This is a genomic window from Photorhabdus aegyptia (assembly GCF_000612035.1).
Classification (GTDB): domain Bacteria; phylum Pseudomonadota; class Gammaproteobacteria; order Enterobacterales; family Enterobacteriaceae; genus Photorhabdus; species Photorhabdus akhurstii.
Map to the genome: position 1 here is coordinate 30,356 of NZ_JFGV01000036.1, position 22,564 is coordinate 52,919.

General features: G+C 40.2%; 14 protein-coding genes. 12 read left to right on the forward strand and 2 right to left on the reverse strand.

The window, feature by feature from the left end; all coding sequences use genetic code 11:
• Nucleotides 1–225 precede the first annotated feature (225 nt).
• The 7 genes from BA1DRAFT_RS12450 (at nucleotide 226) to BA1DRAFT_RS12480 (ending at nucleotide 8,934) form a co-directional block, all read left to right on the forward strand.
• On the forward strand, nucleotides 226–1,512 hold the full coding sequence (locus tag BA1DRAFT_RS12450) for a beta-ketoacyl-[acyl-carrier-protein] synthase family protein (protein WP_052105790.1): 1,287 nt from the start codon (nucleotides 226–228) through the stop codon (nucleotides 1,510–1,512).
• The gene (locus tag BA1DRAFT_RS12455) at nucleotides 1,505–2,620 is read left to right on the forward strand and encodes a beta-ketoacyl synthase N-terminal-like domain-containing protein (RefSeq protein ID WP_036779564.1); all 1,116 of its coding nucleotides are present in this window, start codon (nucleotides 1,505–1,507) and stop codon (nucleotides 2,618–2,620) included. The genes BA1DRAFT_RS12450 and BA1DRAFT_RS12455 overlap by 8 nt, the downstream gene beginning before the upstream one ends.
• Before the next feature lie 34 nt (nucleotides 2,621–2,654).
• Nucleotides 2,655–2,903, forward strand: coding sequence for an acyl carrier protein (locus BA1DRAFT_RS12460; RefSeq protein WP_036779567.1), 249 nt, complete (start codon nucleotides 2,655–2,657; stop codon nucleotides 2,901–2,903).
• 23 nt (nucleotides 2,904–2,926) lie between these two features.
• Nucleotides 2,927–4,474 carry a class I adenylate-forming enzyme family protein gene (locus BA1DRAFT_RS12465; protein ID WP_036779569.1) on the forward strand — a complete coding sequence of 516 codons (1,548 nt, stop codon included), beginning with the start codon at nucleotides 2,927–2,929 and terminating at the stop codon, nucleotides 4,472–4,474.
• A complete protein-coding gene (locus tag BA1DRAFT_RS12470) occupies nucleotides 4,474–5,916 on the forward strand; it encodes an SRPBCC family protein (protein ID WP_036779571.1) in 1,443 nt (480 codons plus the stop codon). Before BA1DRAFT_RS12465 ends, BA1DRAFT_RS12470 begins: the two co-directional genes overlap by 1 nt.
• A gap of 19 nt (nucleotides 5,917–5,935) precedes the next feature.
• Entirely contained in the window at nucleotides 5,936–7,090 is a 1,155-nt protein-coding gene (locus BA1DRAFT_RS12475) for an alpha/beta hydrolase family protein (protein ID WP_036779573.1), read from the forward strand.
• Between the two features lie 1,142 nt (nucleotides 7,091–8,232).
• Nucleotides 8,233–8,934, forward strand: a complete 702-nt coding sequence (locus tag BA1DRAFT_RS12480; protein WP_036779575.1) for a helix-turn-helix transcriptional regulator — start codon at nucleotides 8,233–8,235, stop codon at nucleotides 8,932–8,934.
• Between the two features lie 565 nt (nucleotides 8,935–9,499).
• On the opposite strand, the gene BA1DRAFT_RS12485 is transcribed toward BA1DRAFT_RS12480, so the two are convergent.
• Both BA1DRAFT_RS12485 and BA1DRAFT_RS12490 read right to left on the reverse strand, forming a co-directional pair.
• Nucleotides 9,500–9,844, reverse strand: coding sequence for a hypothetical protein (locus tag BA1DRAFT_RS12485; protein WP_036779577.1), 345 nt, complete (start codon nucleotides 9,842–9,844; stop codon nucleotides 9,500–9,502).
• Nucleotides 9,845–10,497: 653 nt separating this feature from the next.
• Nucleotides 10,498–13,374, reverse strand: a complete 2,877-nt coding sequence (locus BA1DRAFT_RS12490) for an RHS repeat-associated core domain-containing protein (RefSeq protein WP_051560775.1) — start codon at nucleotides 13,372–13,374, stop codon at nucleotides 10,498–10,500.
• 2,134 nt (nucleotides 13,375–15,508) lie between these two features.
• Between BA1DRAFT_RS12490 and BA1DRAFT_RS12495 the strand changes: the two genes are divergently transcribed.
• The 5 genes from BA1DRAFT_RS12495 to BA1DRAFT_RS12515 all read left to right on the forward strand — a co-directional run.
• Nucleotides 15,509–16,639: a LuxE/PaaK family acyltransferase gene (locus BA1DRAFT_RS12495; RefSeq protein WP_036779580.1), complete on the forward strand. Its 1,131-nt coding sequence runs from the start codon at nucleotides 15,509–15,511 to the stop codon at nucleotides 16,637–16,639.
• A 1-nt stretch (nucleotide 16,640) separates the two neighbouring features.
• Nucleotides 16,641–19,046 (forward strand): acyl-CoA reductase, encoded by a 2,406-nt coding sequence (locus BA1DRAFT_RS12500; RefSeq protein ID WP_036779583.1) that lies wholly within the window; start codon nucleotides 16,641–16,643, stop codon nucleotides 19,044–19,046.
• Nucleotides 19,047–19,075: 29 nt separating this feature from the next.
• Nucleotides 19,076–20,347, forward strand: coding sequence for a phenylacetate--CoA ligase family protein (locus BA1DRAFT_RS12505; RefSeq protein WP_036779585.1), 1,272 nt, complete (start codon nucleotides 19,076–19,078; stop codon nucleotides 20,345–20,347).
• The gene (locus BA1DRAFT_RS12510; RefSeq protein WP_036779587.1) at nucleotides 20,344–21,267 is read left to right on the forward strand and encodes a GNAT family N-acetyltransferase; all 924 of its coding nucleotides are present in this window, start codon (nucleotides 20,344–20,346) and stop codon (nucleotides 21,265–21,267) included. The genes BA1DRAFT_RS12505 and BA1DRAFT_RS12510 overlap by 4 nt, the downstream gene beginning before the upstream one ends.
• A gap of 410 nt (nucleotides 21,268–21,677) precedes the next feature.
• Nucleotides 21,678–22,564: PAAR domain-containing protein (locus BA1DRAFT_RS12515; RefSeq protein WP_036779590.1), on the forward strand; the 887-nt coding region annotated here is incomplete at its 3' end.

Sequence of the window (22,564 nt, forward strand, 5' to 3'; positions counted from 1 at the left end):
AATGGGTATTCAAATGGAGTTGTGGTTTGGTGCTTATTTTCAAGAATTTTGGCTAGGAGATAAAAATCAAATATTATATATGACAAATATAAATTTAAAGATAAATAAAGTAGTTTAATATTACTACTTTCAGATAATGATTTTCTTAAATGAAAATGGGTAGCTTTTATATTAATAAAACTTACCTGAGTAAATGTTTATTCTATTTCTATCGAGATAACTATTGTGATAATAAATAACAGAAATGAATCTCAACCGCGTAGAGTTGTGGTGACAGGGCTAGGTGTTGTTGCGCCGACAGGTGTTGGCGTTAATGAATTCTGGAACAATATTCATAACGGTAAATCAGGAGTGAGTAAATATGAGTGGGGAAGAGAAAGATTTGGCTTTAAAAGCGGAGCAATAGGAAAGGTTCACGGTGACGATAGCAATAACAAAGAGTTTGTTCTGAAAAGTGAGCGTAAATATCTTCAATTTGCGTTAGACGCCTCAGAGATGGCGATGCAAGATGCGAATTTAAAACCTTCAGACATTGATGGTCGGCGTTTTGGTGTTGCGATAGCAACGGCGATTGCTGATGCTGCGGGAATGGAAGAGTGTTTACTCAGAATCACCAACGGGGGCAAAGAGAATATTCACCCTGATTTAATTAAATCAGAAGATTATGACAGCTTTGATTTTAGTTCAGCCGCAACCTCTGTTGCGAAAAAATATGGCGCATCTATGTCCGTCAGCAACATATCAACCGGATGTGCGGCAGGACTTGATGCATTAGGCATTGCGATGGAGCATATCCGTTATGGCAGAGCGGATATTATGCTGGCTGGTGCAAGTGAAGCGCCACTTTGTCCGCTTTCTATCGGCTCTTTTGAAGCTTTAGGGGCGCTATCATCAAGAGAGTTGGAAAATCAGCAAGCGGCGACCTGTCCTTTTTCCCTTGAGCGGGATGGATTTGTGATTGCTGAAGGGTGTGGAATATTAATTTTAGAGTCTTATGAACACGCTAAGCAGCGTGGAGCACATATTTATGCTGAATTAGCAGGGTATGCATCCGTCAATAACGCTTATCATATGACTGACTTGCCTGCGGATGGAATGGCAATGGCACGGTGCATTGATATGGCATTGAAGGATGCCCAGGTATCGCCATCAACGGTAAATTATATTAGTGCTCATGGCAGTTCTACGGCTCAAAATGATATTAACGAATCAAATGCGATTAAATTTGTTTTGGGTGAAAATGCATTTGGTATTCCAGTTAACTCATTAAAATCAATGACAGGTCATGCTTTAGCTGCCGCTAATGCGATCGAGTCTGTCGCATTATGTCTGGAAATAGAAAAGCAGTATGTTCACCCAACAATTAATTATCAAACCCCAGATCCTGATTGCGATTTAGATTATATTCCTAATCAAGGTTGCGCATATCCAATTAAGACCGCGTTAAAATTATCAAGTGGTTTTTCTGGTATTCACAGTGTTATTGTTATGAGGGCAGTAGACAATGCGTAGAAGAGTTGTCGTTACCGGTGTTGGCGCAATACATCCTGATGGCAATGATGTCACCGCCATAAAATCAAATGTTATTCAGAAGTTATTGGGCCAAGAATCGAAAAATAATACGACTGTAAGTTCTGTAATAAGAACATTGAGTGATTTCGATGGCGCGAAATATATCAATAACCGCTTAAGGCGCAAAATTGATGAATTTTCGGCTTATGGTATCGTCGCCGTTGAAATGGCATTAAAAGCGAGTAGATTGGATGTAGATAAGCTTGATCCTAATCGCGTTGGAATATATGTCGGAAACTGTTTTGGTGGATGGCAACATATTGAGGATGAAGTTAAAGCGCTCCATGTTGAAGGCATAAAGGGAATGGGGCCTTATGTCGCCACGGCATGGTTCCCTGCGGCGCTTCAAGGGCAATTGTCGCTGCTTTATGGTTTTAGTGCGCAATCTAAAACGTTTTCCACCTCCGATGTGGCAGGGATGCAAGCAATAGGTTATGCAGCGGAAGCGATTTCTAATGGTGTTGCGGAAGTGATGTTATGTGGTGCGTCAGAACATCTTTCCAGCCCGTTGGTTAAAAATTTACTGGAGAAAACATCAAGCCAGAAACATTCTGAGGTTTTTGGCGAAAAACGGGCAGGAGATTTTTCCGAAGGCGCTGCATTTCTGGTGCTGGAAGAGCGGCAACATGCTTTAGAGCGCGGTGCCTCGATATTATGTGAATTAACCGGTTTTGTTGATTATTTTGCACCGGATAAAAATACCAGAAATCACACTTTAGAATATACTGCTGAGCTATTCAACCATAATGATAATGCTGTATTTATTATGGATGGAATATATGATGATGAAAAAGAGATAACGAGTAAGGCTTTCTCAAATAAAGAGATAAAAACATCATTTATAAATCTGAGACCCTATTTGAATAATCAATTTTCAGTCAGTGGCGTGATTGATTCAGTCCTGGCATCATCATTCTTGTCAGAAAATAACGGGGATGGAGAACAACAATCTAATAAAATAAATGAGTTTTCAAATACTAACCAAATAATCATTCAGCGCCTCAGTAACCAAGGTCATGTATGTGCGTTGAGTTTTTCAGCTATTTAATCTCTAAAATATTTAAGTACGCGAGGAAAAATATATGAATAATAATCCAGAAGTAAAAATAAAAACAATTTTGTCTCTCTTTCTTAACGTTAATATTGATGATTTCGATATGGATGCGAATCTTTCTGACGCTTATGATATGGATTCTACTGAATTAGCTGATTTAGCAAAAGAGATTGAGAAAGAGTTCGGTATTTCTGTGGTGAAAAGTCAATTCAGTCATTGGGATACAGGAAGAGCCGTTCTTGATTTCGTCTCATCAAGTTTAAACGATAAAAATTAATTGCTAATTAAAGGGAAACAGAAATGAAACTAATCTCTATGTTGTTACATTCGGAGCGTGATAATTTACATCATGATTGTATTGTCACTAAAGATTATCATTATACAAGAAAAGAGGTAATATCTTCTGTTTCCCATTTAATTGATGATTTACTTAGTCGAGGAGTACAAAAAGGTAATAAAGTCATCGTTATATTTGAACATGATGAGTTAGGTGTTTTCTTTTTGGCCGCCGCCAGCGCGATGGGGTTGCATTTATTAATGCCCTATAATTTATCATCAGCGACAATAGATGAATGGATTAATTTTACCAATGAAGTGCAATACGATTTTGTTGTTTATCTTAAAAAAGATAAACATTTTGTTGGGAAATTAAAAGAAAGCAATATTAATGTGATTGATATTTCAGATCATAAGATCAGAGTTGGTGATGATAACGCGGAAATTCCAATGATAACTTATTCGCCGCAATCTATTGCTAACTTTATTGTTTTGTTTACCAGTGGAAGTACAGGTAAACCGAAAGCCATTAGTATTTCAGAATCGTTAGTGTGTCGTCGAATTTATTCGGTGACAGAGAAATTAAAGTTTACTCAAGATGCTAAAATATTCATGTCAGGTTTGTTGAATAATACAACGGGAGTGATTTTTTCTTTCGGCTCATTATTACATCAATCAACACTTTTTATACCCGAAGATAGAAATGTAGAGAGATGGCCTGATTATCTTTCTCGCAATAAAATCACTCATATTATGTTACGCCCAGAGTCAATGAAATTATTTGTTAAATCGACAGCGGAACGTAATATTGATCTCTCTTGTTTACGAGTCGTTGCTTATGGCGCCGCGGCTATGCCCCCTAGTGTACTTGAAAGAGGGCGCCAATTAATTGGCTGTGAATGGGTGCAGGGATATGGGTTAAGTGAAACTTATGGTCCTTTCTGTTGGGTAGATGAGCAAGATCATCGTGATAAAAGATATCTCAATTCAATTTATTGTGTTGGTAAAATTGATAATACATTGGAAGTGGCGGTTAAACCCATTATTGGCTCATCTGATAATATCGGAGAGATTATATTAAGAGGCGAAAGTATTATGGAAGGATATTACGATGTCCTTTCTGGGGAAATAACGCCTCCTGATGAGTGGTTTGTCACCGGTGATCTCGGTTATATAGATGAAGAGGGTTATTTAATTTTAAAAGGACGTAAGCAGAATACTTTTATGAGTGCTAACGGACATAGAATTTATCCTGAAGAAGTTGAATCTATTTTATCCCGAATACCCAATGTGAATGTGGCTACAGTTGTTGGTTTTTCTTTCCATGAAAATGGGGTTGCTATTGATCAGCCAGTTGCCTGTATGAGTGGAGAGATATCGAAGAAATCATTAGCTGAAATTGAAGATATTATTTCATCGTTTTTAAGTAGTAAATTAAGTCGGGAAAAATGGCCGGATTGGTTCTATGTTACTGATGAAAACTTTCCAAAGAGCCATAATGATAAAATATTGAAATCAGAGTTAATTAAATCAATCGATCCTAAAAAACTATTTACATTGAGGAATCAATAATGAATTATGTAGAATCACATTCAATTATTTGTAATGCTCAGGTAGAAGATGTATATCAAATTATTTTAAATTCTGAAAAATGGCCGGAAATATTTGAACCTTGTCAGGAAGTAAAAACTCTCTTTAGGGATAAGGAGGGAGAAAAAATAGAAGTTAAAGCTTTACTTAACGGTGTTTTAATGCAATGGGAATCAAATCGTAAATTTTATCCAGAAACATTCAGTATAAAATCAAAACTGAACCCGCCAATGACGTTAGTTAAAGAGATGGAAACGTCATGGCGTGTGATTAAAATTAATTCCCAGCAATGTGTACTGTTGTTAGAGCATTTATATGATCTTGAGTCTGAAATAACTGGGTTAATTGATGGTGTTGAAACAATAGAGCAGGCACACGAATTTATCAGTAAAGCTATTGATACTAATTCAGTTAAAGAGCTAAATAATATAAAAAATATCGTTGAGTCAATAGAGGGAGTGGAAAAAGTATTAAAAGGAACGATTACTCACTCAGTCGTATGTGAGGCATCGGCACAGCAGGTCTATGCTTTAGTTAAAGATGTCTCTTGTTGGACCGATATTTTTTCATTCTGTGATGGTGCGGAAGTTTTAAATAGATCAGGTAATGAAGAATTGGTTGAAATCAAAGCAAAACAAAATAATAAAGCAGTAAGTTGGCAAACACGGCGATATTATTTTGATGCTATTTACCGGGTTGATTATGTTATGCCTACACCGATGCCATTATTCAAAACAATGAATGGCAGGTGGCAAATTATTCCTGTTAATGATCAACGCTGTATTATAACGGTACAAAGGAACTGGGCTTTGTTAGAAGATATCAGTGGTATTGTTGATGGTATTGATAATCATGACCAGGCTAATTCCTTTGTTATCTCATTTATCAATGATAATACTCGAATGGAAATGGATAGTTTCAAGAGTCAGGTAGAACGTCATAAAAAATCAAATTTATTAACTTTTACCGCAGGCTATTATATTCCTCACCAATTTGATGATGTTTATAATATATTTTTAAACATCGATGACTGGAGCAAAATATTGCCGCATTGTGATTCAATAAAAGTTATTTATAATGATAATAAACATCAAGAATTTAATATGGAAGTATCAACACCAAATGGAAATGAGACTTTCCGTAGTATACGATTCTGTGATGCGGATAATTTATTGATTGAATATTTCCAACCAGAGCCTCCTTTAGTATTAAAGTCTCATAGTGGCTCATGGAAGATATTTAGTAAAGGAAGTGGTTCGTACATTGTTTCTAGTCATGATGTTGAGTTAAATCATGATTTATGTGCAGTTAAATTTGGTACGGAAGATAAAGAAAAACAGCGTGAGATAGTAAAAAATGCTATTTCGGAAAATAGTAAGAAAATGGTCTTTGCCTGTAAAGAGTGGTTAGACACTCGTATTTAGTAACTTAAAGGAAAATAAGATGAATAATAAAAATAAACCCAATAGAATTTCGCCAGAACTTCTTGCTACTTGTGGTTATTTTATGCCAAGACTATTTTTCTTAAATTCTCAATATGCTCCCCAAGTACATTGGGGAGATGTTGTTGCAGCATTGAGTGATTTTCAGCAGGAAAACTTAGACTTATCCTCTGAAGAGTTTTGGTATGAATGGATGATTAATTGGTCAAAAGTGGGTGATAGCTATATTAGTATCGCTAACTCGGCTAAAAGTGAGGTCAGCCATGTTCGTGCTTTGAGGAGTGCCGCTGCCTGTTATCATTGGGCCGAATTTATGTACTTCAGTGATAGGAGTAGAAAGGTACAGCTCAGAGAGTATATTCGTTCATGTTTTTTATCTAGTATAAAATATAGTGACCTGCTAGTTGAGCATCAATATATTGTCGTTGATAAATTTCGTATGCCGTTTTTCCTTATATTCCCTAAAGGGTATAAAGAAGAAGAGAATCATCCTTTGCCTTGTGTTATTTTATCCAATGGATTGGATTCAATGACTGAAATTGAAATATTATCTTTAGCTGAGTTTTTCTTAATGAAAAATATGGCGGTAGCTATATTTGATGGACCAGGACAGGGAATAAATCTTGGGAACTCACCAATAGCTATCGATATGGAATTATATGTTTCATCTATAGTTAAATTGTTAGAGGATGATGTCAGAATTAACAGTGATCTCCTCTGTTTCTTAGGAATTAGTTTTGGTGGTTATTTTGCTCTACGCGTTGCGCAAAAAATTGGCGATAAATTTTGCTGTATCGTCAATTTATCCGGTGGACCTGAAATAGCAGAGTTTGATAAGTTGCCAAGAAGGCTTAAAGAAGATTTCCAGTTTGCATTTATGCAAGATAATAGCCGTATGCAGTCTCTTTTTGATGAAATTAAATTGGACGTCTTTTTACCTTGTAAAACCAAGGTTTTTACTGTTCATGGAGCATTGGATGATATATTTCCAATTGATAAGGTGAGAAAGTTAGACCAGATATGGGGTGATAGTCATACATTATTATGTTATGAATCAGAAGCTCATGTTTGCTTAAATAAAATAAACGAATATATGATACAAGTTTCAGACTGGGTTAGTGAACAATTTTGGCTTAATGGCTATAAGAAAGGATAACTTATTTTATACTAACTGCCTATTCCATTATATCTCATTATTGTGGACTATTATTTTGTAAGTTAATAGTGAATACGGATAGAGTGCAGGAGTCGCTGCGTATATATAGTATGTGAGAATGAGTTGTATTTCTCCTCTACTAACATGCGTTTAGAAGTTAGCGCTTTTGTTTAGGTATTATCTTGGTTCTCTCTTTTTATAAAGAATGGTAAATGAAATAGTTTAATGGGATGGGCGTTAAATAGGGTTAAATCATAAACATCAGGCTGATAGTAGCTGTTTTTATGGGATTATAAAATTTACACAGATTCATCAGATTACCGGGATTATTATCATTAGCGGAAAAGATAATTATCAAGAGCTAAATTTTAAGGTGATTAATCAATGGAGATATTGTTATGGATAAATATTGGTTTCACCTTTATTTTTAGTGAACATAATAGTGTATTTATGTAATATTATCCTTCGATATTAATAATCTGATACTAGAAATAAATTGAAGATAAATGAGTTATTATTATCTTCTCTAAAATATTTTATTTTTTCAACAGAAGTTAAGATTAAACCTATTTGGAGTATTACCTTTTAGTTCCACGGCTCTTTTACTATGAGTAATAAAATCAAAACATTTTTCCAGGCATTACGAAGAGATATGTTCGAATAAAATAAGACCATACTTTCCCTGCTGAAGCATTAATCGGCAGTATGAAAATTGACTTTAATATTTGTGTTTTCTTATATCATTAATACATAGTAAGTTTACTTATGATAAGTTATCTTATTGAATGTGAATTTTATTTTTTGTATTAATTAGCTGTATATTAAGCTTTTAAATATTTGCTCTATGTTTGATGCCCGATGCTTACTTCAACCTGGTTTCGGCGTAATGCATAGAACATTTACTCTTGACAGAGTTTGGTAATTATGTAAGACGGCAATAGTATTTTCGTCAATCCAGACAATTGAGGTCTATATTAAATATAGGATTTCGAGTTGATGGTTTTATAGAGAAATCTCGACATTGTTCCATGATAGATAATTAAGAATAAATAGTTATGTTGGGGTACTGACTAGTAACTCAATACTATTTATTCAGTAAAGCCTTATCCTATTTGATTTTTATTAAAATGAGGAGTTCGGAAATGTCAAGAACCGAAAGACTTATAGTATTATTGCAATACTTGAGACAAAGAAGGTACCCTGTCAGTGGTAAATTACTCGCTAGTGATTTAAATGTAAGCTTGCGCACGCTTTATCGCGATATTGCTTTACTAAACAGTCAGGGGGCAAATATAGAAGGCGAGCCAGGTTTGGGTTATATATTACGGCCAGGTTTCATGTTGCCTCCTTTAATGTTTACGATGGATGAGATTGATGCCTTAGTTTTGGGCAATAAATGGGTTATTGAACAGAGTGATGTTGTTTTGGCTAAGTCTGCCCATAGCTTTATATCTAAGATTGCCGCAGTATTGCCGGCAGAACAGCGTGATCAACTATATTCTTCGCCAATGTTTGTAAAAACAGATGGTTATAGTAAAGTTACAGATAATAACTTAATGTTATCTGATATTAGAAAAGCGATATACCATAAATCAAAAATAGTGATAACTTTTATTGATTTAAATAATACACATACTGTGAAGACGATCTGTCCACTGTCGATCTTTTTCAATAATGAGTTCTTTTTAGTTTCTTGGTGTGAATTCAGTCATAACTTTCTTAAGTTACAAGTGGGAAAAATAGAGAAACTGGAAGTATTGTCTGAAAAATATATACAAGATAGAATGTTATTATTAAAAAAATGGAGTGAGAAAGAAGGATTGTCTGATAATAATTTATCGTAAATAGATGATTACAGATGAATAATTTATATAGGTATTTATCCTATACATGTTTAATTGTTATTTCTACTAAATATATAGTTGAAAATATATAGTAGATTCTGATGATTATCTGAACTTTCTGCTGTCATTTATACTGAGGGCTTAAAAAGTTTAGTGATTTTATTAGGAAAGCGCCGCCCTAGAGTGCTAATTGTGAATGGTAGGATAAATCACTTAATTTGGTAATCTGGGGCAACGAACAACATAGAGTGGGCTTGAGATTGTGGATAATAAAGTTCAAGAATTCTTTAAAGGTACGATTTTAAATCGATTGAACAAAGATCGTGATAGAATCACGATCTTTGTTTTGTCGACTTGCGAGCTTGTCTTTATGTAAGAGTGCTAGCGATATTTTCCACAGGATGCATTTTTCTTACATATACCCGTCATCTTTCAAGTTGCCTCTTTGTTGGCTGCACTCACTCACCCCGGTCACATAGTTATCTATGCTCCCGGGGATTCGTTCCCTTGCCGTCGCGATGCATCTTGAAATCTATAAGGTATAAATAGTGAAGTAGAAGAAAAGCTACCATTTCCATGCATCCGGGCTGGTGCCGGTAGGTAACACACAAATGCCAAAATCGCTAATGACAACAGCGACATAGATATCATTACCATAACAATTTAATTGATATCTCCTTCCTTTTGCCGTCCATTGCCAATAATCATTTTTCCGACTTTCTGGATAGAATTCTTGGATAAATGAAGCGGTTGCTGGATGTAACCCATCAACATTGAGAGTACTTGTATTCCCTGAGCTGCTCCAAATCACATCACCGATTAAATTTTCATTGGTAAGATTAACAACGAAAAAATAATGGTTATTAATTTCAAGCATTTCACCCTTTTCTTTTTCCTCAGTTTCTTTCATCTCTGGCTCCTGATTAGTGGATAAAATGGGTGATTATTATAGAAATAACAATAGTTTCTCTGATATTTCTATTTTTATTGCTATAAATGCAATGGTCTAATTAATAATTACGGTAGCAATAGAACCATAATAAATATATTTTTATTCGATATTGTTTTGGTTTGCATGACTTTTTTTGATCTGATTGTCACAGCATTTGATTACTATTCTTGATAATTTATTGTCTGTAAATTAATTGTATTTGTCAGAATTAATCGGTAATTATATATCATATATTTTTATAGTAGTGTAAAAATACAGAATGTAAAGTATATCATCATGAATGTTTTGCATGAATATTAAATTAATGCAAATCGTTATTCTCGGTAAGTTTGATTAAAATGGAGATAAGTATCTGAAAAAAATCATCAGAATCTGATATATACCCTATGGATTTCAAGATGGATCGCGGCGGCAAGGGAGCGAATCCCCGGGAGCATAGAGAACTCTGTTACCGGGGGGAGTGAGTGCAGCCAACAAAGAAGCAACTTGAAAGATGACGGATATATAACGAATTAATAACTAAAGAACTAATATGTATGAGTCGAAACTTGATCTGACATCCATTCTCGATAGCTGTCAGATCAGGTTTGAGTTCTAGTACAAGTTATTACTTACGCTACGGAGTTTCTGCGTGTCATTCTTCTATAATTTTCTACCCTTCCTGTCATGACATTTTCTATGCCGGATAATATTCCAGAACAATTATGACAGGCCGGGAAGTCTTTATTTGTTTCACCAACAAGTCGTTGTGTAAATATATAGCTCTGACTCAAATGACTTGATATATTTTCTCCCCTTTTAGCAAGTTCAGTGACCATATAATTTAAGGCTTGTACCTCAGCATGCAGACCCGCAATACCTGCCATTTTAGGTAAAATGTTCTTGTTTTCCTTAATGTGTGCTTTGATCCTCTGTTCAATCAGTGGATGTAATGCAGTGCCTGATTCTTGATACGCTTTTTGTATACCTGCGATAAATTCTTTTTCATTAGTAACGCGATAGCTGCCAAGATCGATATTTGGCCTCCAACGTTTGGATGTTTGAAGTTTATCGGGGTGGTACTGTTCGAAACCGGGCTTCGCTTTTTCGCTGATAAGTTGCACTCCGGGGAAGGTATTTTTGGCACTTAAGCTACCACTCAGGTTTAAAAATTTATCTTTATAGGTATCGTGATCTATGTTGGTGCCATGACCCATAATACCGGCATGGGCGGCATATCCTTTTAATTTTGCATTTGTATATTTCATATTTCTGGATTTCTTTTCTCTATCTTTTGGTTTCATAGGCTTGAGCGTTGTTTCATTTCTCTCTGTTTCTTGTAATATTTCACCGGTGCTTCTGGTGAAATATTGGTATCTCTTTTCAACTCTTGGATTTTGTTTATACAAAAGTGGCGAAATATCAGGTCTATTTTGCGGCATGGCGAGATCAAGCCAGTCTAAACTTGAGAGTCCCATATTATCCGCCAGCGTAATTGGGTTATTCATCACCATACAATAAAGATTTAATCCATCGATAGTGCCTGCCGGGTCCGCACTTAGCCATCTTCCCGCCCACGGCTGATAATATCGATAGCCGTAATAATAGAGTCCGGTGGCATCCCGTTCTTTACCGGAATACCGGATCGTTTTGTAACTGGCTTCTATCTGGTTTCTTGCGGTCCATAGCGCTGTACCGCCAAATGGATAGTACTCCTCTTGACTGATGATTTGCCCGTCGCTATCTAATTCAAGTTGGCTGGAACCAATCAGATTATCGTAACTGTAACGTATCTGATTATTGTTGATGTTTTCTGGTTTGCCGCTCTCCCAGTGTAGAACCCGCACTTGTGCGCGACCGGCTTCACCCACTGTAATGATCTGTAATTTTTCTGTTGTAGTAGTGCCATTTTGGGTTGTACGCAGTTCCAGTCCCGACAGGTAGACAACTCGTTGCTGCCGGAGAATATCTTGCGTTTGCTGTTCACTGACTTTTAACAGCCGCATCCCGTCGTTACCATAGCGATACCATTCTACGTCGTTGCCACTGTTGGTGCGGTTATCCCGTTTTACCGGCGTCACTTGTTGTAGTTCACCTCGCGCATTCCAGTTTAGGTTTAGTCCTGGTAGTAATGTCTCCTGATGACCGCCCGCCTGAAACAATGTATCCACTTTGGTTGGGTCAGTGGTCAAGGTACTCAGTACCGCACGGTTGCTGCGGTTCGAGACGGTTATGTCTGTGGTGTAATTGTTTTGGTTCGCAGGCGAGCTGTGTCGGATTTGGGTCAGGTTGCCACCACGGTCATAGGTATAAGTACGGGTATAGTTAGTGTAAGTGTTGTCGTCGGAAGTTAGCGCTGGAGAGGGGAGCTGGTGATTCTGTTGGCCTATATTCGCCATTTCGCGTCCGGTTGCGCTGATAAGCTGATACAGGGAATCGTAAGTATAGATATTCTTCGGCACTATTTTCTGATTGCGCCAGAAGCGAGTCGCTTCTGCATCGTTACGGAGACTGATTACATTGCCAACCGGATCATACTCATAACGTAAGTCTTGCAAAGCCTTGGCATCGTTTGAACGACGGGTAGTGATGCCAATTAGTCGCTGGGTTTCCGGTTCGTAAGTGTATTCGGTGATGATACCGTTACCGTGCTCTTCGCGTAGTTTTTGTCCTGCCGCTGAATAGGTTAGGGATTTGATAATCACCTGCTCACTCTGGCCTTTTACCGTCAGCCAACTCCTTTTTAACTGACTGGCTACATCATAAGCCAGACGCTGGATATTTCCTTTGGCATCGGTTTGCGTCAACATAGCGCCGGTGGCATCCGTTTTGTTTTCGGTGGTGTATACATCACTACTTAATCGCTTATCCCAAATCTTTTTATCATCTCCGAACCAGTCTGCTTCTTGACTGTCAGCCAGTAACTGACGGGATTGTGATAAAACCGCGCCGGTCAAGGAAAGGCGATTCAGTTGGATCACTCCCGCTGTGTCGTAGTGATGCACACATTGACCAGCAAGATTTTGGTCTTTTTCTGCCGGTGTGTTTCCAGCCCAGATGAGACGTTCGGTGATATGGGCTGCCCTTTCCTTTGTTTCTTGTTCGGTTACGGATAACAGGCGACCGGGCAGAGAGTTGTCTTCATATTGCCGAATCTGCTTGACGCCTGTTGCAGTTACGGTCAGGACAAGACGGTTTTCAATATCATGAAGAGTGATAGTATTGCCTGCATCGACACTCTCTGTACGCAGGACGTTGCCCGTTAAATCATACTGCCAGAGAAAATTGGGTTTCACCGTATGATCTTTCTGCCAATCGTCATACAGGCGCGGATCAATACTTTGGTGTAGGCGCCCGAAAGCATCATACTGATGACGGGTAATACGGATATCACTGTTTTCTTTTGCGGTAGTACGGTGATAACGGATTTCGCGGACATCCAAGCCACGGTTATCGTGAACCGTGATCGTGGGGGTGTGTTGATAAGTTTTGGGATCAAAGTTGTTCATAATTTACCTCTTTGTGGTACTGAATAATCGTTGTATTGAATAATTTTTTGTCTACATAGCAGCGAATGAACGCTAAGTTCAGCTCCTCCACATAATAAGGGCGGATAATCTTTCCATTGAAATGCCAGTAGCATGCAAGATTTCAGGAGATAAGCAGGAATGACCTTATTCAAAAGCATATTGCTCAAAGGTGCTGCTGCAACCGAATAACAGTAGCAAGCATAGGGAGACGAGCACAAGTATCGTAGAAAACAGCGCCAGGATCTTTTGCTATCGCTAATGGTTGTTTTTTCTGTTTTGCTAAAAAGGAGAAATAACCTATCCTTATTTAACATATAGTTACGTATAGTGAATATTAACTAGATGTATAGTTATCGATTATAAATGTGAGTTATTTTATTGGTTAAATAGTTCTTGATGTTCGTCCATATACGAGATTTGGGGTGGTTAGTCTGGTGTCAATCATGACGCCAGACTAACCGGATGTATCAGATTATTGTGTCAGGCACATATTCTAACCACAATTTCTAACCACAATCACCGACTTAAATTTTATCTTGTGTATCATGGTGGAATAAAGCTATTGTGCCTGTTATGGTATTGTAAGATACATTCTTAATTAAATGCTCTAATGCAATAAAACATAATTGATTAAATTCACTGGTAACATTTTTCATGGAAAATGATTTTATTGTTTTGTTTAAATAAATATACGGTTTTAATTTTAATTAAATTATATGGATTAAATTTGATAAGAACTGGAGTATATTTTTATATTATTTTTGATGTTTTTTACAGTGTGATTTGTCATTGAGATATTATTGTATACAGTATAAATTACCATAATTATTATCTGGTTTTCTGTTTGGTTTATTAAATAGGGAGTTATTTAAAATGAAGCGACCAGATTTGAATTTATATGGGGTTTATATCGAGTTTATTATAATGGTATAAAACACTAAATTTGGTAAATAATGTAAATCATTACATGAGTTAATATAAAGTAATGAAATGTATTATTGGTTAGAACAAGAGATTAATTTACCATTGTTATTTTTACAATATAAATAATATTTTGTTGTAATTCTTGGTTAAATTGTGAGATGAAATGATTTGTATGGCAATTATAAATATAAATGTGATATTTTCGTTATTATAAATTGGAAAATCATATAAATTTTAGTTTTATATTTTATATATTTATGATTTTTTAAAAATAAAAACTTTTAGTTTTTTATTGAAATATCATTATATATAATATTGCTTATTGGCAATTCTTATTTTGGTTGTTATTAGAATATTTTATTCTTCCCGGTAGTGATAATGGTTGATAAAAAAATGTTGATATGAATGATTGTTAAGGTAAGTAGGGTAATCGTATAAAAGAAAATTTCTATCGTGTGCATAGAAATGTGTTTTTTTATTTTAAATTTTTTAATGGATTTTTCACGTTGATAAGAACTTGACTGGTGTTAGTAATATCATAAATTGCTTGTTTTTAGGTATTGTAAATATCGAAAATATAAATGCAGATTATTAATCTGTTTTTATTATTATGTTGTGAATAATTCTTAAAATTACTCATCATTGAATAGAAATAGCTTACTTGGTGAGAAATAACAAGTTTATTACCTTAGATTTGTTGGCCATATTCCGGGTTTATAGACGTTCCCGGTTAAAAAAATTGACGGAAATAAAGAAGTAACATTGTTGATTATCATGCTAACTATATAATTGTATAAATATCGTGGAGATCTCAATATTCTGGTTGTTTGTTAAATGTTACATATTGATTATAAATTCGTATTTGATGAATAATTCCAAATTATTATTGGCATTATTGATACATGAATAATGATGACTAAATTCGTTGATAAGGTTATTAAATATAAATTTGTTGTTATATTAGACTTCATTAAATCATAATTGTTATATTTTTATTGTTTTGTTTACAAGGAATTAACAAAATTAAGATTTTTTTTCTAAAAACGGTGACCTATTTTTAATTTGGTTAAGAAGTTGTATTCAACATATCGTTATTTTTTCTTCGGGCTTTACTTGCCGAAGGTTGAAACAACATACCTATTATTTTAAGGGAGTAAATGCCCTTTTCTTTAATTTCTGGAGATGACTTTTGACCTCTCTTGCTTATGTTGACGCCCTTTGTGCGCTTGATCATCCTTATCGGGTCGATAATGTTTGTGACCAACTATTTGATGCTGCCATGCGTGAATTGACGCTGTACCACTGTGAAAATACTCCCGGTTATTCTCAGTGGTTGAAGGCTAACGGCTTGGAAGTAGAAAGACTGGAAAAACTGGACGATTGGTCGCGTTTGCCGCCTATTTTCGCTAATTATTTCAAACGCCAATTGTTGATCAGCAGTACCGGCAGGAATGCATTGGAGTTAACCTCCTCTGGGACAACCGGCCAAAAGAGCCGTATGCGTTATGATGCACGCAGTATACGTGCGGCTCAAAATATGGTTGAACGAATTTTTGAATATTACGGTTGGAATACGCCGCAACAGCCTTGCAATTACTTGCTGTTAAGCTATGAACCTGCCGGTACGGTTACGTTGGGAACCGCGTATACCGATCAATATTTGTGTAAATATGCACCGGTAAACCAAGTCTGTTATGCGCTGCGCCACAATGGAAAAAGCAATGAGTTTGATCCTTTTGGCGTCATCCGATCCTTACAAGAGTTTGCAGCACAAGGGTTGCCGGTGCGTATCTTGGGCTTTCCGGCATTCTTGTGGTTCACGCTGGAACGGATGCAGGAAATGGGGTTGCCGCCGGTCCAGTTGCATCCTGAGTCACTGGTGTTTTTGGGGGGAGGCTGGAAAACGCACGCTGATAAAGCCATTCCAAGATCCTTGCTGTATCGGCGTTTGGGGGAACAACTGGGTATTCCTGACGAGCGGTGCCGGGATGGCTACGGTTCGGTGGAACATCCCGTGCCTTATGTTGAGTGCCGAAATCACCATTTTCATGTGCCGACCTATGCCCGCGCTTATATCCGCGATACGGCCAACATGGCGGTTCAACCCTACGGTAAGCCCGGTTTCCTGCATCTGGCGTCACCTTACATCACTTCCAGCCCGGCACACAGTATTGTGGTGAGCGATTTGGCGGTGTTACATCCGGCCGCTGAATGTGGTTGTGAGTTAGCGACCGATTGGTTTGAGTTATTGGGTCGTGCCGGTACCAGTAAAAGCCGCAGTTGTGCGATTGCCGCTTCTGAGTTGATCAAGGAGTCCTGAAATGTATTTAGTGAATGGTAAGGTTATCTCTGACTTGGAACCCGCGACTATATTGGCGGAACTGAAAAGTAATTTGGCTGAGACGTTGGCGTGTCCCCCAAGTGTACAACAGGTATTGGCGTGTGCTGAACGCTTTGTTGACGGCCTGGATACGGTTGCGGCTAAACTTGAGTTGGATACAGCCGCAATCACCACGTTACGTCACTTCTGTCATCGTGATGCTTTAGAGGCAAAGTTGCGACACGAATTGGGCGAACAACCTTTTTCTCTGCGTCGCTTTGACTATACACAGCCCCGTTTTGAAACCTGGCAGCCGTTGGGATTGGTGGTGCATATCACGCCGTCCAACGCGCCTTTGCTGCCATTTATGGCAGTGTTAGAGAGTTTGTTAGTGGGCAATGTCAACTGGTTACGCCCTAGTAGCAGTGATCACGGCCTTAATGCGCGGATATTGGCAGAGTTTCTACGTTATGACCTGAGCGGCACGTTGGCGTCTTATATAGCTGTATTACCTTTGCCATCGGATCAATTATCAGAATTACTGGCGTGTGCTGATGCCGTATCCGCTTGGGGCAGTAATAGCGCGTTGACCGCTATCCGTAGCCAACTACGGCCCGGTTGCCGTTGGATAGATTGGGGACATCGTATCAGTTTTGCTTATTTGGACCCGATGGTTGCTAGTGATGCTGACTATGACGCGCTGGCTGATGATGTTTGCCGTTTTGACCAACAAGCGTGCTCCAGTCCACAGTGTTTATTGGTAGATAGCACTGACGAGAACGTTTTACGGGAGGTGGTTAGTGCTGTGGCCGCCGCATTGGAACGACGTGCGCCAGTATGGCCCGCTTTACAGCCGGACATACAGGAAGCGGCGGAAGTTAGCAGTCAGATGGCATTCTTACAGTTAGATCACACTTTTGCTGATCTTCGCGGTTCAATAGAGGAGGGTAATGGTTGGCGGGTAGCCTGGATACAGCGTCAAGAACTTGCGCCATCACCACTGTACCGTACTTTGCAAGTCCGCCCGGCGCCACGTGCGCAATTGGTCGAGGTTTTGTTGCCGTGGCGTCCCTATTTGCAAAGTTGTGCTTTGATAGCTAAAGAAAAAGAGCTGCCGATGCTGAGCCGTCAGTTGTTGGCTGCCGGTGTTAGTCGGATATGTCAGGCCGGAACTATGCATGATGGCTATGAAGGTGAACCCCATGATGGTGTTTATGCATTGACTCGGTTGGCGCGACGTGTCTCAGTCAGCTTGAAAGCGGAACAACTGCCGGGCCATGTCTCATTGGATAAATTGTCGGCCAATCCGCCGGAACTGGCAGGGATTCCGGTGATGGATAAAGCAAAGTTTCAGAGTGGCGGCACGACGGCGAAAGCACAGGTGTTTTTCCGTAGCGGCGGCAGTAGCGGCGAGCCAAAACTGGCGGGTTTCAGCCATCGAGATTATCACAGCCAAATGCAGTCTTCGGCAGATGGCCTGTTTGCTGCTGGTCTGGACCCAGCACGAGACCGGGTAATGAATTTGCTGTATGGCGGTAATTTGTATGGCGGTCTGATGAGTTTCTTCACTATTCTGGATAAATTATCTGTGCCCCATTACCCGATGGGCGGCCCAATAGACGATGATTTTAGCCAAATCAGGCACTTTATTATCACTCAAGGGGTCAATACGCTGGTCGGGATGCCGAGCACTATACACCGATTGTTTGAATGTGAAGAGGCTGCGTTGCGTGCCTATGGCGGGGTACGTAAAATTTTTACTGGTGGTGAACATATTAACGAAGAGCGACGTCAGTTTCTGTCCAGTTTTGGTGTAGAGGTGATTCGTTCGGCAATTTACGGTTCCGTGGATGCAGGCCCGTTAGGTCATGCTTGCGCCTGTTGTCACGAGGGCGAATTCCATCTGTTATCTGATATTCAGTGGCTGGAGATCTTGGCTCTTGATAGTGATCAGCCTGTTCCGGCAGGGGAAAGCGGTCGGCTGGTGTTTACCCCTCTGGAAAGGGAAGGGCAGGTGGTCCAGCGTTACGATGTAGGTGACTTGGGTTATTGGCTTCCCGCTCTCTGTGACTGCGGATTACCAACGCCGCGGTTTAAATTGGAAGGTCGTCATGGTGCGTTGCTGCGGGTGGGATCTATTTTTGTGAACCCAACGGCATTGTCAGCCGAGCTGGCGTTTCCGGTGCAGTGGCTGGTGGGAAACAACGCCGATGGTGGTGATTATATCCATGTGTTAGCCGATGGGGATGTTGACCAGGTGCGTACACATTTGTTGCAACATAAGATGCTGAACCAGGTTGTCAGTGGTGGATTGCTTCAATTGGAAGTTATTCCGACGCCGATGGGGCAGTTCCGTCGTCACCCGCAAAGTGGCAAAACGCCGCTGGTGCTGGATAGCCGATTCTGAGACCAATAATACTACTTTTTGGGTAAATCATGACACTATCATTACACGATCTGGTTGAATACGTCCGCAATCATTCCCCCTTTTTTAGGGATCTTTACCGTGATCTGCCTCGATCTGGCTGGGAGCTAATTGATCTGCCGTTGATCAATCCTGCTGATTATTGGCAACAATCGCAATCGCTGGAGAACTGGCCGGTGTTAACCGGCCCTGTCAACGGCGGTCATGTTTTTAAGACCGGTGGTTCAACCAGTGACGGCAGGTTGTCGGTGTTCAGTTGTAGTGAATGGCGCGCTTTTATACGCGCATTTGGTCAAGGGATTGCACAACAATTACAACCTGGCGACCGCTTTGCTAATCTGTTTTTTTCTGGTGATTTGTACACCGGTTTGCTGTTTATTCACGGTGCCTTGTCCTATTCACCGGTGCCGGTGGTGGAGTATCCGTTTACCAGCTCCGTTGATGATCGGATACTGACCGACGCTATTATTAACTTGAATATTAATGTCTTGGCTGGGATGCCGGTGCAATTGCTGCGTTTTGCCAGTGCCTTGCAGCAGCGCGGCCAGTCTATGCCGGGCGTTGAGCGCCTGTTGTACGGTGGCGAAAGCCTGTTTCCAGAGCAATTGACACTGTTGAATCAGGTATTTCCTAATGCGCGTATTGGTTCAGTGGGTTGCGCTAGCGTTGACGCAGGTCTCATTGGGGCGGCGTCTCCTGATTGTTGTTATGGCGAACATCGGGTTTTTGATACGGAAACCATTATTGAAATTGTTGACGAAGCCAATGGTCAGCCGATTACGGAGCCTGGCCAAAATGGCCTATTAGTTGTCACCAACCTGCAACGACGCCTGATGCCGATTATCCGTTACCCTACCGGAGATATGGCTTGTTGGTGTGAAGCGCTGGGGCAGCCGCGACGCAAATTCGCTTTGCAGGGGCGGGCAGGAAGCGCTCACCGAATTCGAGTTGGTTCACTATCCATTTTTCCTGACCATATTGCGCGTTTACTGCGACAGCAAGCGGGTGTACTCGCTTGGCAGTTATTGCTGAGCCGTCAGAACGGCATGGATAACATACAACTCTTGTTAGCCGGAAATTCATCACTGATGCCATCGGCAACATCAATGCGTCAAGCATTGCTGGCGGACCAACCCGCTATGGCAAAGTTATGTGATCAGGGCTTCCTGCATGTGGAGGTCACTTACTGCGCCTTGGAAAATATGGTCACTCATCCTCGATCCGGTAAGTTGGTGCGGGTGGTTGATAATCGTGGTTATAGTGCTGAAGAGAAGGCGGCATGAGCATAAATCCAGTAATGCCATTCATTCGATTATTCCGGGAAGGGGATTCTACCGGTGTTAGTGCGTTATTTCGGGCTGTTTATGGTGAAGATTATGTCTACCCGGAAGTCTATTTACCCACGATGCTTGGCCGCTATAACGCGGCTAAACAGTGGTATTCTGCCGTTGCGGTACAGGGTGGGCGAGTATTAGGGCATGCGGCGCTGTGGCGGGATGAACAGTGTCCATTAAGCGCTGAACTGGCGTTGATCGCGGTACACCCGCAGGCGCGTGGGCAAGGGATTGCTACCGCACTGGGCCGATATTTGTGTAATCAGGCTAAGAAAATGGGGTTAAGCATACTCACGATTAAACAGGTGTCGTCACATAACCACAGCCAACGTTTGGCCCAAAATTTGGGCTTTCACACGACGGGTTTACTGCCGGATTATGTAACGTCACCATTTGATCAGGCACGGCCGGAAAGCATTGTGCTGGGGTGTTTGCCTTTACAAAGTTGGCCGTTTCCAGAATTACATTGGCCTTCCGGTTGGCAAAGGTGGCTGACATCGGTGACTCAAGTGTTTGGTCAAGAGCCTCTGCAACCGGAGGAGCTGGCTGATGCGGATATCCGCATAACCAATCATGGACGTCGGTTGGAAGTGTGGATAGAAAAGCAGACAACCGAGCGGGTAAAAGAGGTGGCGGAGTTACCGGCACACAAACTGGTATATGTGAAACTGCCGGTAGGGGAAGGCACTCTCCAGGCGATGGAAATTTTGCAACAGGCGGGATTTGCCTGTACAGGGTTTGTGCCCGGTCATCATCATCGTTGGGAGGCTTTACTGGTTCGCGGGCATAGTAGGAAAGAGTTAGCCTTAAATTGTCAGTTTGCTCGCAGTTTGCACCAACAAAGCATGTTTGCTTGTGCAAGCGCATAGTTTTCCTGCAATGCTCAGAGGCAATCTGGTAAAGCTCATCAAAGCCTGAATAGTTTTGTAGATTGTTGACAAAGTGTTGGTCTTTCGGTCAGCACTTTGAACGGTTAATGATTAACAATTGACCGTGGCTTGCAAAAATCTGTTGTGTATTTCTGCTAACTCGTCACTGTTTCTTAAATTTATTCATGAAACTCACTTTTGTTTAATTTTTGTAATAAAATTGTTAAAAAACATAGTGAATTACCAGTATCAATCGACATTATTTCTCTAATTTTCAGAATATTCCTATATACTTCTAAGTGAAATTCATTGCACTATTGATTACTTATTAATCCATAAGTGACAAAAGCATGATGATGATTTCAGTTAGATTCACTCTTCATGTTGTAAATCATTGGAGAAGTGAATAAATGGCAATAGGGTATTTCCTGCTCGTTGGTGATAAAACAACCTGTGGCGGACAGATTATCACCGGTGATCACACCATGACATTTAATGGGCGAGCAACCGCTCGTGAAGGGGATACAGTTACCTGTGGCAAACATCCCGGTACTTACACGATTGTCGGTGGTGTATCCGATGTGTTTGACATGGGGCGCAAGCTGGCTGGCACATTGGACAGTGTGAGTACTTGCCCCTGTCGGGCTAGGTTTATCAATTCCGAGATGGACAGCTATGAGAAGCAGGATAAGGCTGCTGACCGGGTTGCCGCTCCCACAAATATGGTGCAACAGCACTTCTCTTCTCCGGTAAAGGATGTGGGAAGCCCGCCCGCAACGCAGGCGCCTCCGCCGCCGATACCGGTGTTTACAAAGTCCTGCCAGCGGGGTAAAGGTTGTACCGATGCCGGAACCGAGCCTGAACCGGCGAATAACTTTGGCAGAATGGCGATATATCAGGTGCCGTCATCTCCCACTCCGGTGACGCCGCAAAAACCAGAACCGCCGCCACAAGAGAAGAAACACCCGCCAGAACCAGATAAGCCGCAGGATAAAAAATTACCGTGGTATAAGCGGTGGTTCCGTGGTGGTGAAGATAAAGCCGAAGCGGCTGCTACCGCCGTGGCCGCCACTGCCCGCAGCGCGGTAGCGGAAGGGGAAACGCTGGTAATGCGTTACATTGGCGGCGGCGCTATTAGTGCAGGACGTTGGCTGGCGGCACCGAATCCGGTGACAGTTGGATTAATGGGGCTGTTTTATTCACCGTCGTTGAATCAGGGGGAAGAGGATTACTTAGATCCGTATCGCCTGAGACAGATAGCGGAACAGTATGGAAAAGCACCAACTCGTGTACGTTT